Consider the following 11,805-nt stretch of genomic DNA (forward strand, 5'->3'; position numbering starts at 1 on the left):
GAAACAAGGAACCTTGCACGCATGACCAACGACGTAGCCGCATGGCAGCCGGAAGACTGGTGGCAGTGCGAACCGGCGAGCAGTAGTTGGGGGCGAAGGCACGGTCGAGACAGGCAGGGCACTCATTGATACGGCGCACCGGATGCCGACGGCTGTGTAACGGCGAAACTACGGCCCGCAACCAACCCGGCCGCGCCGATGTGTCCGGAGTAACCACCCGCCCTTGGCGCAGCCCATGTCATTCGGCGCGCTGCGCTGGAAAGCGCCGACAGCACCATCGTGCACATCCCGGATGAAATGACAGAGAGGCAACACCGTGGTGAAGCAAACACCTTTCAGATCAACGAGGTTAGGCAGAGTCCTCATCGCACTGGCGATGGCGTTCTTCGTGTCTGTGACAACAATGAGCGCGGCTAGCGCCTCCGTCGGCCCCGTCAGTGCTCGCCCGGACTTCGCAGCACAGGCAAGAGGCCTCGGCCTGACCAGCTCTCAGGCCGCGAGCCTTCAGTCCAGGGCCGACACATACCTCACCAAAATGGGAGGAACCCAGGTAGCCGTCAACAAGATTCACATCAAGGCCGGAGCTGATCTGTTCCTCGCCCTGCCCGGAGAGAAATACGCCCGAAATCTGGATGGAAAGGCCAGCACGCAGCTTACCCAGGGCTACGTCTGCCCGTACGGCAGCCTGTGCGCGTACAGCAAGACTTACTACGAGGGCGACGCCTTTGACCTTCGCTGCGTCTACATCAATATGCCCTGGTTCGGTAACGGGTCATGGCACAACAATCAGAGAACCGGCGCACGGGCGTTTTTCTACGACAGTAACTACAACCTCGGCTGGACCTCACCCGGCGCCAGTAGCTGGGACGCGGACGCACCCTGGGGTTGGGTCTACAGGCTCGCCGCCGCCGCCTGCTAGCGGCTCGAACCGGCTCAGCGGCCGGGCAATCGGCATGCTGCCCAAACACGGCTACTCGAGCCAAGGCGCTGGTGCCGGCTGTGGCCGCCGGCCGTTGAACCCACCGTGAAGGGCAGTGCACCGCGAACTCCCAGACCGTCACGGACCGGGAGTTCGTGCTGCCGGCCGCCGAGAGTCAGCCGTGCCTCGACCGGGTTGATCGAAGACCAACCAGGCGTGCTCGCCCACGCGTTGAGGCTTCGGACACCTCCTCGCCGGCCCGGGTGTCTCACGTGTCGCCCCCCGCCTCCGTCACCCCATCGGTGGCCACTTCGAACGCTCGGTGTCCCAGAACGTGGCGGGTGGCGACATTGCGCGACATGACGTGGCCCTGTCATTCTGACGTTCGCACCGATCTGTCTGAGAGGCGGCGTGGTGGGGGAGCGACACCATCGTGAAGTTGTCGGGCCTGGTGGATTGCACCGGCCCTGCCCGGCCTGTGTCGCAAGGCCGGAGCGTCACGATCGGCCGGGTCGGCACCTTCCCGGCCGGCCCCCTCATTCCATCCGGTCGGGCCACACGCCCGGCGCGGGGCGCGAGGCCCTGCCCGTATCGCCCGGAAGGAATACGACTGGGCCGCGCGGCCGAAGGCGGCGAAGGGGAGCCCCATGAGCGTGAGCGCGGCCCTGGACACCACGTCCGTGGCACCACGGGATCGGGAGGAAACGGTCCGGCAGGCCGTCTGGGAATCCGTCGTGCGGATCGACATCGACCACCATCTTCCACCCAAGGACATGTCGGTCCATATCGAGCTGAATACCATCGGGTACATCAGCGTGTGCACGGCGCGGGCGAGCGCACTGACGATACGCCGGACGCAACGGCTGGCACGGGAGGAATCCGAGCCGGCCGTCTTCCTCGGTCTCCAGATGACAGGCACCAGCATGGTGGTACAGAACGACCGCCAGGCGGTGCTGAGACCAGGAGACTTCGCGCTCTACGACACGACCGTTCCCTACACACTTCTTTTCGACACGGGTGTCGACCAGCACTTTCTGCGCTTCCCCCGCACGGCGCTCGCGCTGCCCAGCCGGTCGCTGAACGAGATCACGGCTGTGACCCTCGGATCAGACAACCCCATCGCCGTTCTCGCCTCCACGTACTTCTCCCGCATGTCCATCAGCGAAAGGATGCGTCAGGGCCGTTACGCCGACGCGGTCGTGGAGCCCAGCATCGAACTGCTCCGTGCGGTCGTGGCGTCCCAGCTCGGCGACTCGGACCTGGCCCGCGCACCGTTGGAGGCAACGCTGAGTCTGCGGATCATGCAGTACGTCCGAGCCCACCTGGCTGATCGCGACCTGTCAGCCGCACGGATCGCCGCTGCACACGGCATCTCGATCCGCCGTCTCTACGCAGTACTTGCCCAGTCCGGTGTCAGCCTGGGGGACTGGATCCGCTCACATCGCCTGGAGGAATGCCGCCGAGAGCTGACCGGCCCGGAGGGCCGGTTCCGGACCATCGCGGCGATAGGACGGGGCTGGGGCTTCGTGGACGCGACCCACTTCAGCAAGGTGTTCAAGCGGGCTTACGGCGTCTCGCCCAAGGCGTGGCGGGACCAGAGCCGACCCACGGCAGCGCCTTGAGCCAGCATGTACGTCGGCAACTCCCACGGAAACCAGGCCTGCTCACCCGCGCCCCTACCTCGGGCTCACCACGGAACCGTCCACGTCCTCCGCCGGGGCCTCGCCGAAGCGGGCCAGGGCCAGGGCGCCCGCCACGGCCACCGCGAAGCCGGTGATCGCCAGCCAGCCGAGGCCCTCGCGGGTGCGGTCCCCGAGCCAGATGACGCCCACCAGCGCGGGGCCGATCGTCTCGCCCAGGACCATTCCGGCGGTCGCCGTCGTCACCGATCCGCGTTGCAGCGCCGAGGTGAGCAGGAGGAACGCCGAACCGCCGCCGACCAGCAGCGCGTACACGGCGGGGTTGGTCAGCAGCGCGGACGGTGCGACGTCGTCGATGAGCCGGACGGCGACCTCCACCACGCCGAAACCGCAGCCCGCGCCGAGCCCCAGGACCAGGGCGCGGGCCCGCTCGGGCAGCCGGCCCGCCGTCGTACCGATCAGCAGGATGGCGACGGCGATGCCGAGCATCGACCAGCGCAGCGCGTCCGAGCCGGTCAGGTGGCCCTCGCCGCCGGAGGCGAGCCCCAGCATGCCCAGGCCCGCGCAGACCACGGCGACGGCCGTCCACTCGGTGGAGCTCAGCCGTACCTGGAGCAGGCGGGCGGCGACGACGGCGGTGACGGCGAGACTCGCGGCCAGGGCCGCGCCGACCGCGTAGATGGGCAGGGAGCGCAGGGCGATGATCTGGAAGACGAAGCCGAGGCCGTCGAGCGCGAGCCCGGCGACGTAGCGCCACTGCCGCAGTGCCCGCAGCAGCAGCGCCGGATCGACCCCCGCGCTGCCGGCCCCGGGCTCGGCAGCGGCCCGCGCGGCGACGGCCTGTAGGACGGAGGCCGTACCGAAGCAGACCGCTGAACCGAGCGCGCAGATCATCCCCAGGAGCACACGGGGACTCTACTGGGCGGGCGGGGCCGTCCCCGCCGGGGGCGCCGGGTACCGAAGCGGACGCGGTCAGCCGCGCAGGACCTCGCGGAGCTGCTCCAGGCCCCAGTCCAGGTCCTCCTTGCTGATCACCAGGGGCGGGGCGATGCGGATCGTGGAGCCGTGGGTGTCCTTCACCAGGACCCTGCGGTCCATCAGCTTCTCGGAGATCTCCCGGCCCGTGCCGTGGCCGGGGGCGATGTCGACACCGGCCCACAGCCCGCGCCCCCGTACGGTGTCCACCGCGCCCCCGCCCACCAGCAGCCCCAGCTCCTGGTGGAGGTGGTCGCCCAGCTCCGTCGCCCGCTCCTGGAACTCACCGGTGCGCAGCATCGCGATGACCTCCAGCGCGACCGCGCACGCCAGCGGATTCCCGCCGAACGTCGAACCGTGCTCCCCGGGCCGGTACACCCCCAGCACCGCGGCCGAGGACACCACGGCCGACACCGGCACGACGCCGCCGCCCAGCGCCTTGCCGAGCACGTACATGTCCGGCACGACGCCCTCGTGCTCGCACGCGAACGTCTTCCCGGTCCGGCCGAGACCCGACTGGATCTCGTCCGCGATGAACAGCACGTTCCGCTCGCGGGTCAGCTCCCGGACCCCCGGGAGATAGCCGGGCGGCGGCACCAGCACCCCCGCCTCGCCCTGGATCGGCTCCAGCAGCACCGCGACGGTGTTCTCCGTCATCGCGGCCCGCAGCGCGGTCAGGTCCCCGTACGGCACGATCTCGAACCCCGGCGTGTACGGGCCGAAGTCCGCGCGGGCCTCGTGGTCCGTGGAGAAGCTGATGATCGTCGTCGTCCGGCCGTGGAAGTTGTCCGAGGCGACGATGATCTTCGCCATGCCGTCCGGGACGCCCTTGACCCGGTAGCCCCACTTGCGGGCGGTCTTCACCGCGGTCTCCACGGCCTCCGCGCCGGTGTTCATCGGCAGGACCATCTCCATGCCGCACAACTCGGCGAGCTGTGTACAGAAGTCGGCGAACCGGTCGTGGTGGAAGGCCCGCGAGGTGAGGGTCACCCGCTCCAGCTGTGCCTTGGCAGCGTCGATCAGGCGGCGGTTGCCGTGACCGAAGTTGAGCGCCGAGTAACCGGCGAGCATGTCGAGATAGCGCCGCCCCTCGACGTCGGTCATCCAGGCACCGTCCGCCGTCGCGACGACGACGGGCAGCGGATGGTAGTTGTGCGCGCTGTGCGCCTCGGCGGAGGCGATGGCGTTTTCCGTGGTCGACACGGGATCTCCGTTCGTCGTGCGGCTCGGGTTGGTGTGCCCACTTTGTATCGTCGGTCGGATCACCCGCGAGGAAACCTTCACCGCACGGCGTGCCCGCGTTTTCCGCTGCCGGGGCCCGCGCCGGCCGTCCCGTCCTCCCGCGCGCTCGAACGCGTGTCCCGCACCCCCGGCACCGGCGGCGCGGCCCGCCTCCCGGCCCGGCCGCAGGGCCCCCTCCGCGTCCTCACACCTTTCATACACCGGCTGCCCGAGATCCGTTCGGTACCTGAGACAATGATTTCCATGGCCTCTGAACGTCCCCGTGTGCTCTCCGGAATCCAGCCCACCGCAGGCTCGTTCCACCTCGGCAACTACCTCGGCGCGGTCCGCCAGTGGGTGGCCCTGCAGGAGTCCCACGACGCCTTTTACATGGTCGTCGACCTGCACGCGATCACCGTCCCGCAGGACCCCGCGGAACTGCGCTCCAACACCCGGCTCGCCGTCGCCCAGCTGCTCGCCGCAGGGGTCGACCCGGATCGCTGCACGCTCTTCGTCCAGAGCCACGTTCCCGAGCACGCCCAGCTCGGCTGGGTCATGAACTGCCTGGCCGGCTTCGGTGAGGCGGCCAGGATGACGCAGTTCAAGGACAAGTCCGGCAAGCAGGGTGCCGACCGCACCACGGTCGGGCTCTTCACCTATCCGATGCTGATGGTCGCGGACATCCTGCTCTACCAGGCCGACCAGGTCCCGGTGGGCGAGGACCAGCGCCAGCACCTGGAGCTGACCCGCAACCTCGCGGAGCGGTTCAACGGCACCTACGGCGACACCTTCACCGTGCCGGACCCGTACATCCTCAAGGAGACGGGGAAGATCTACGACCTTCAGGACCCGTCCGCGAAGATGAGCAAGTCGACGGCGAATCCCAAGGGTCTGATCAACCTCCTCGACGAGCCGAAGGTCACCGCCAAGAAGGTGAAGAGCGCGGTCACCGACACCGACACGGTGATCCGTTTCGACCCGGCAGAGAAGCCCGGTGTCAGCAACCTGCTGAGCATCTATTCCACCCTTACCGATACTTCTGTCCCGGATCTGGAGCAGAAGTACGAGGGCAAGGGCTACGGTGCGTTGAAGACCGACCTCGCCGAGGTCATGGTCGATTTCGTCACACCGTTCCGGACCCGCACCCAGGAATATCTCGACGACACCGAGACGCTTGACTCCATCCTGGCCAAGGGAGCGGAGAAGGCCCGCGCCGTCGCCGCCGAGACCCTGGCGCGGACCTATGACCGTCTGGGTCTTCTGCCCGCCAAGCACTGAGTCCAAGGACCCTGGCGGTACCCCCTCCACAGGCGGCACACTGGCGGCGTGACGCTTGCGGCCGACAATGGCTGAAAACAGACCATCGAGGATTGAGGAGAACGACGTGGGGACCGTAACGCTCGGCGTTTCGATCGCGGTCCCGGAGCCCTACGGCAGCCTGCTCCAGCAGCGGCGCGCGAGCTTCGGGGACCCTGCCGCACATGGCATTCCCACCCACGTCACCCTTCTTCCGCCGACCGAGGCGGAGGCGGCCGACCTGCCCGCGGTCGAGGCGCACCTCGCCTCGATCGCGACCGGTGGCCGCCCCTTCCCGATGCGGCTGTCCGGCACGGGCACCTTCCGCCCGCTCTCGCCGGTCGTCTTCGTCCAGGTCGTCGAGGGCGCCTCGGCGTGCTCCTGGCTGCAGAAGCGCGTCCGGGACGCGTCAGGGCCGCTGGTGCGCGAGCTCCAGTTCCCGTACCACCCGCACGTGACCGTGGCGCACGACATCTCCGAAGAGGCGATGGACCGGGCGTACGCGGAGCTCGGCGACTACGAGGCCGCCTGGACCTGCGGTTCCTTCGCGCTGTACGAGCAGGGCCCGGACAGCGTCTGGCGCAAGATCAACGAGTTCCCGTTCGAGGCGGGCGGCGGCGCCCCCGCGCTCCCCGCGCAGGGCGGCAGCTCCGTGGACGCGCCCTCGCTCCACCCCTGACCCGATCCGGGGCCCGGCCCGGCATCAGACCGGCGTCAGACCGGCAGGCGCCGGAACAGCGGCCGCGGCACATGCCGCAGCGCCGACATCACGGCCCGCAGTGCCCCGGGCACCCACACCGTCTCCGAGCGCCGGCGCAGACCTGTCACGATCGCGGCTGCGACCGCGTCCGGCGTGGTCACCAGGGGCCTCCGGGTGAACGGAATCGTCGCGAGCGGGGCCTCGGCCGCCGTACCGGCCGGGCGTACGGGACCGGGGCGCACGACCATCACGTGCACGCCCGTACCGTGCAGCGCGTCCCCGAGCCCCTGGGCGAACGCGTCCAGGCCCGCCTTGCTCGACCCGTAGATGAAGTCCGCACGCCGGGCGCGCTCCCCTGCCACCGATGACAGCACCACCAGCGAGCCGTGCCCCTGCGCCTGAAGTGCGCCCGCGCACACCAGCCCGGCGGAGACGGCCCCCGTGTAGTTCGTCTGGGCGACCCGGACCGCGGCGAGCGGTTCCTCCTCGTCGCGTTCCTGGTCGCCGGGGATGCCGAAGGCGAGGAGCACCATGTCGATGTCGCCCTCGGTGAAGATCTTGCCGAGGACGGTCTCGTGGGACTCGGTGTCCAGGGCGTCGAAGTCGACGGTACGGACATAGGCCCCGCGCCCGCGCAGCTCGGCCGCGGCGGACTCCAGGGCGGGGGAGGGGCGCCCGGCCAGCCAGACCGTGCGGGTACGGCAGGCGATCAGGCGGCGTGCGGTGGCGAGCCCGATCTCCGATGTACCGCCGAGGACGAGCAGGGACTGCGGGGCACCGAAGGCATCCTTCACGGAAACGCTCCTTAGGGAAGGCGGAGGGCGGGGAGCTGGAGGGAGAGCTGCGGCCGGCAGTCGCAGCCAGGGTGTCGGTCAGAGCGACAGTCGGCGCGAGAGGTCCGACCTGAACGCCCCTTCCGGGTCCGACCCGGCGCGCAGCGACCGGAATTCACCCAGCCGCGGGTACATCGCGGCCAGCATGTCCGGGCGCAGCCGGGAGTCGTTCGTCAGGGAGACCCGGCCGCCCGCGGCCGCCACCTCCTCGTCCAGGCCGTCGAGGAAGCGGGCCAGCCCCGGGAGGGCGGCCGGCAGGTCGAGGGAGAGGGTCCAGCCGGGCGCCGGGAACGACAGCGGGCCGGGACCGCTCTCGCCGCACCGTCCGAGCGCGGCGAGGAACGACGGGCAGCGGCGCCGCGAGATCTGCCGGACGATCCGGTGCAGCGTCTCCTCCTGCCCGTGGCCGACGGCGAACTCGTAGTTCACGAAGCCGCCGCGCCCATGGATCCGGTTCCAGCGCGGCACGGCGTCCAGCGGGTGGAAGAAGGCGGAGACCCGCTGGAGCTCGCCGGTGCGGGACCTGGGCGCCCGGCGGTGGCGGAGTTCGGCCAGGACGGCCGCGGAGGTACGGCCGAGCAGCCGTCCGGGGACGAGGTCGACGAGGTCCGGTACGAGCGAGTGGGCGGCGGGGAGTTGGGCGGGGCGGAACGAGAGCGGTGCGCGCTGGGCGTGCGCCGGGAGCGCGTCCAGGGGTGCGTGCTCCCCCCGGGTCAGGACGCCCCGGCCCGTCGCCCGGCCGCGGGCCGTCAGGTCGATCCAGGCGGACTCGTAGCGGTGGTGGTGGCCGCCCGCGGCGAGACGGGCCATCAGGTCGTCCAGATCGGCGGCCCGTTCGGTGTCGACCGACATCAGGGACGTCGCGACGGGGTGGAGCCGGAGCGTGGCCGAGAGGATCACCCCGGTCAGGCCCATGCCGCCCGCGGTCGCGTCGAAGAGCGGGGTGCCGGGGCGGACCGTGCGGATCTCGCCCTCGGCGGTGAGCAGTTCGAACTCCGTGACGTGGCGGGAGAACGAGCCCGCGGTGCGGTGGTTGCCGCCGTGGACGTCGGCGCCGATCGCGCCGCCCACCGTGACGTACCGGCTGCCGGGCGTCACCGGCGGGAACCAGCCGAGCGGAAGCAGCACCTCCAACAGCTGGTGCAGGCTCACGCCCGCCTCGCACACCACCACACCGGTCCCGGCGTCGAAGGCGCGGATCCGGTTCAGCGCCGTCATGTCGAGGACGCAACCCCCCGCGTTCTGCGCCGCGTCGCCGTGTGCCCGGCCCAGGCCGCGGGCGATCGAGCCACGGGGCCCGCAGCCGCGTACCGTCGCCGCCGCCTCCTCGTGACTACGGGGGCGAAAGCGCAGCGCGGTCGTCGGGGCGGTACGGCCCCAGCCGGTCAGGGACACGGTGTCGACAGACATAGGAGTGACCGTATCGCCCGAGAAAACACCTTTGAGGGATTTGTTACAACACTCACCGAAATGGGTGATTGAGCAGGTGTCATCTCCTACGCTCCACAACAGGCATCGGTTTTCGGTGCCGGGGAGGGTAGTCGTACGTCATGGACTGGCTGAAAAAACTCCCTGTCATCGGGCCGCTCGTCTCCCGGCTGATGGAGACGCACGCCTGGCGCAGTTACGAAACGCTGGTACGGGTCCACTGGGCGAGGCTCGCCGCGGCGATCACCTTCATCAGCTTCCTGGCGCTCTTCCCGCTGATCGCGGTCGGCGCGGCGATCGGTGCGGCGCTGCTCTCCACCAAGCAGCTGGACAAGATCGAGAACAAGGTCGCCGAGCAGGTGCCCGGCATCTCCGATCAGCTGGGCATCGACAATCTGGTGGCCCACGCGGGCACGGTCGGGCTGGTGGCGGGCGCGCTGCTGCTCTTCACCGGTATCGGCTGGGTCGGCTCGATGCGGGACTGCCTGCGCGCGGTGTGGGAGATGGACGATCTGGATCAGGGCAACCCGGTCATCCGCAAACTCAAGGACGCCGGGGTGCTGTTCGGCCTGGGTGGTGCGGCCCTGGTGACGCTGGCGATCTCCTCGGTCGGCTCCGTCGCCGTCGGCCGGATCGCCGATCTGCTCAACATTCCGGAGAACGGCGCGGGCGGTGTGCTGCTGCGGATCGCGGCCCTGGTGGTGGCGGTGTGCGCCGATTTCCTGCTGCTGCTCTACCTGCTGACCCTGCTGCCCGGTGTGGAGCCGCCGCGGCACCGGCTGGTGGCCGCCGCCCTGCTCGGCGCGGTCGGCTTCGAGCTGCTGAAACTGGCGCTCGGCAGCTACATCCAGGGCGTCGCGTCGAAGAGCATGTACGGCGCGTTCGGCGTGCCGATCGCCCTGCTGCTGTGGATCAACTTCACCGCGAAGCTGCTGCTGTTCTGCGCCGCCTGGACGGCGACACCGAGCAAGGACGCCGAGGAGCCCCTGCCCGTCGAGGACGACGGGGCCGGGGACGACAGGGCCGACGACAGCGGGGCCGAGGGCGGCGGAGCCCGGGGCGGGAGTACCCGGAGCGACCTCGCCCGGGGCGGGAGTGTCCCGGGCGGCCGGGTCAGGGGCGAGGGCGGCGGCGCACCAGGTCCGGCAGCGGCCAGCGCCGGTTGACCAGGAACGCGGCTCCGGCCAGCAGCACCAGCACCCCGCCGACGATGCCCAGCGCGACCCCGACCCCGCCGGAACCGCCCGCGGCGGCGGCCTTCGTGGTCTTCGCCGGGCCGTTCTCGCCCTTGGCCGCGGCGGATCCGTCGGCCTGGGCGCCCTTGCCCGTGCCGTTGCCGGTCTCCGCGGACTTCGGGGGGACCAGCTCGCCGACCGGAGTGACCTTGCCGCCGGCGCTGAAGCCCCAGTCGAGCAGGCTCGCCGCCTCGTTGTAGACGGCGTGCGTCTCGTTGGACGACGGGTTCATGACGGTGACGAGCAGCACCTTGCCGTTGCGCTCGGCGACACCGGTGAAGGTGTTGCCCGCGTGCGTCGTGTAGCCGTTCTTGACGCCCGCGATGCCCTTGTACGGGGTGACGCCGTCGGCCCCGGTGAGCAGCCGGTTGGTGTTCTGGATGCCGAAGCTCTCGCGCTTCTTGCCCTTCTTCTGCTCTCCGGGGAACTGCGCCTCGGCGGTCGAGCAGTACTCGCGGAAGTCCGAGTTCTGCAGCCCGCTGCGGGCGAACAGCGTCAGGTCGTACGCGCTGGAAACCTGTTCGGGCGCGTCGTAGCCGTCGGGCGACACGACCGTGGTGTCGAGGGCCTGCAGCTCCTCGGCGTGTGTCTGCATGTCACGGACGGTCTTGGGCACGCCCCCGTACATCGCGGCCAGCACGTGTACCGCGTCGTTGCCCGAACGCAGGAAGACGCCGAGCCACAGATCGTGCACCGTGTAGCTGAGGTCCTCCTTGACGCCCACCAGGCTGCTGCCCTCGCCCATGTCGGCGAGATCCTCGTCCTTCACCGTGTACTTCCGGGTCTTCGGCTGGAGGGCCGGCGACGGCAGCACGGTGTCCGCGAAGAGCATCTTCAGGGTGGAGGCCGGGGGCAGCCGCCAGTGCGGATTGTGCGAGGCGAGCACCTCACCGCTCTCGGCGTCCGCGACCATCCAGGATCTGCCGGTCAGGTCCTTGGGGAGGACCGGGGCGTCGGGGCCGAGATTGACCTGGGTGCCGGAACGGCCCAGCTGTTCGCCACCGATCCTCGACATACCGGCGGGCGGCTTCGGCCCGTCGTCGGAGGTGTCCTTGGCGACCGCCGAGGCAGGACTGACGACAAAAGCGGACAGCAGGGCGGCAGAGGTGACCGCCAACACGGTCTTCTTGAGAGCTGGCACGGTCAAAAACGTACATGCAGTTGATGTGAAAATGGACACCGGCGGTATGACCCGCCGTGCGTACCGCCAGGACAGCCCACCCCGGGCGAGCCGGCCCGAGCGAGGCGGAGATACTGAGTCCATGAAGCTCAGCCGCCCCGTCTCCTGGTTCCTGCTCGCGTTCGGGGTGTGGAGCTGGTTCATCTGGATCACTTTCGTCAAGAACCTGTGGAAGGACGGCAGCGGTCTCGCCTTCGACGACGCGGGTGACCCTACTGCGTACTTCTGGGTGCATCTGCTGCTCGCCATCACGTCCTTTCTCCTGGGGACGGCGGTTGGCGTGATCGGGTTCCGTGGCGTCAGGGCATTGCGCGACCGGACCGCGTAGCCACTCGGCACCTCGTACGGACCGGATACGGACAAACAGGGCGGGACAGT

11 protein-coding genes are annotated in these 11,805 nt (G+C 69.8%); 6 read left to right on the forward strand and 5 right to left on the reverse strand.

The genetic code is table 11. The features are described 5' to 3' along the window. Positions 1 to 376 precede the first annotated feature (376 nt). Together AB0I52_RS08050 and AB0I52_RS08055 are read left to right on the forward strand one after the other, a co-directional pair. Positions 377 to 919 (forward strand): hypothetical protein, encoded by a 543-nt coding sequence (locus tag AB0I52_RS08050; RefSeq protein WP_363070074.1) that lies wholly within the window; start codon positions 377 to 379, stop codon positions 917 to 919. Positions 920 to 1,572: 653 nt separating this feature from the next. Further along, positions 1,573 to 2,541: a helix-turn-helix domain-containing protein gene (locus AB0I52_RS08055; protein ID WP_363070193.1), complete on the forward strand. Its 969-nt coding sequence runs from the start codon at positions 1,573 to 1,575 to the stop codon at positions 2,539 to 2,541. A gap of 54 nt (positions 2,542 to 2,595) precedes the next feature. Here AB0I52_RS08055 and AB0I52_RS08060 read toward each other — a convergent pair whose 3' ends face one another. Continuing rightward, complete coding sequence (locus tag AB0I52_RS08060; protein ID WP_363070195.1) at positions 2,596 to 3,453, reverse strand: hypothetical protein; 858 nt, start codon at positions 3,451 to 3,453, stop codon at positions 2,596 to 2,598. A 78-nt stretch (positions 3,454 to 3,531) separates the two neighbouring features. After that, complete coding sequence (gene rocD, locus AB0I52_RS08065) at positions 3,532 to 4,737, reverse strand: ornithine--oxo-acid transaminase (protein ID WP_363070076.1); 1,206 nt, start codon at positions 4,735 to 4,737, stop codon at positions 3,532 to 3,534. Between the two features lie 282 nt (positions 4,738 to 5,019). Between rocD and trpS the strand changes: the two genes are divergently transcribed. Together trpS and AB0I52_RS08075 are read left to right on the forward strand one after the other, a co-directional pair. After that, on the forward strand, positions 5,020 to 6,033 hold the full coding sequence (gene trpS, locus AB0I52_RS08070) for a tryptophan--tRNA ligase (RefSeq protein WP_363070078.1): 1,014 nt from the start codon (positions 5,020 to 5,022) through the stop codon (positions 6,031 to 6,033). Positions 6,034 to 6,139: 106 nt separating this feature from the next. Continuing rightward, entirely contained in the window at positions 6,140 to 6,730 is a 591-nt protein-coding gene (locus AB0I52_RS08075) for a 2'-5' RNA ligase family protein (RefSeq protein WP_363070080.1), read from the forward strand. A 35-nt stretch (positions 6,731 to 6,765) separates the two neighbouring features. On the opposite strand, the gene AB0I52_RS08080 is transcribed toward AB0I52_RS08075, so the two are convergent. Both AB0I52_RS08080 and AB0I52_RS08085 read right to left on the reverse strand, forming a co-directional pair. Continuing rightward, entirely contained in the window at positions 6,766 to 7,545 is a 780-nt protein-coding gene (locus tag AB0I52_RS08080; protein WP_363070082.1) for a decaprenylphospho-beta-D-erythro-pentofuranosid-2-ulose 2-reductase, read from the reverse strand. Positions 7,546 to 7,623: 78 nt separating this feature from the next. After that, on the reverse strand, positions 7,624 to 8,994 hold the full coding sequence (locus tag AB0I52_RS08085; protein ID WP_363070084.1) for an FAD-binding oxidoreductase: 1,371 nt from the start codon (positions 8,992 to 8,994) through the stop codon (positions 7,624 to 7,626). Positions 8,995 to 9,134: 140 nt separating this feature from the next. Between AB0I52_RS08085 and AB0I52_RS08090 the strand changes: the two genes are divergently transcribed. After that, positions 9,135 to 10,178 carry a YihY/virulence factor BrkB family protein gene (locus AB0I52_RS08090; protein WP_363070086.1) on the forward strand — a complete coding sequence of 348 codons (1,044 nt, stop codon included), beginning with the start codon at positions 9,135 to 9,137 and terminating at the stop codon, positions 10,176 to 10,178. On the opposite strand, the gene AB0I52_RS08095 is transcribed toward AB0I52_RS08090, so the two are convergent. Beyond that, complete coding sequence (locus tag AB0I52_RS08095) at positions 10,126 to 11,388, reverse strand: D-alanyl-D-alanine carboxypeptidase (protein WP_363070088.1); 1,263 nt, start codon at positions 11,386 to 11,388, stop codon at positions 10,126 to 10,128. The two genes, AB0I52_RS08090 and AB0I52_RS08095, sit on opposite strands and share 53 nt — an antisense overlap. A 121-nt stretch (positions 11,389 to 11,509) precedes the next feature. Here AB0I52_RS08095 and AB0I52_RS08100 point away from each other — a divergent pair, with 121 nt between their 5' ends. Continuing rightward, positions 11,510 to 11,755, forward strand: a complete 246-nt coding sequence (locus tag AB0I52_RS08100; protein ID WP_241200109.1) for an SCO4848 family membrane protein — start codon at positions 11,510 to 11,512, stop codon at positions 11,753 to 11,755. Positions 11,756 to 11,805: the final 50 nt, after the last annotated feature.

This window comes from Streptomyces sp. NPDC050423 (assembly GCF_040655445.1).
In the GTDB taxonomy this organism is placed as follows: Bacteria; Actinomycetota; Actinomycetes; order Streptomycetales; family Streptomycetaceae; genus Streptomyces.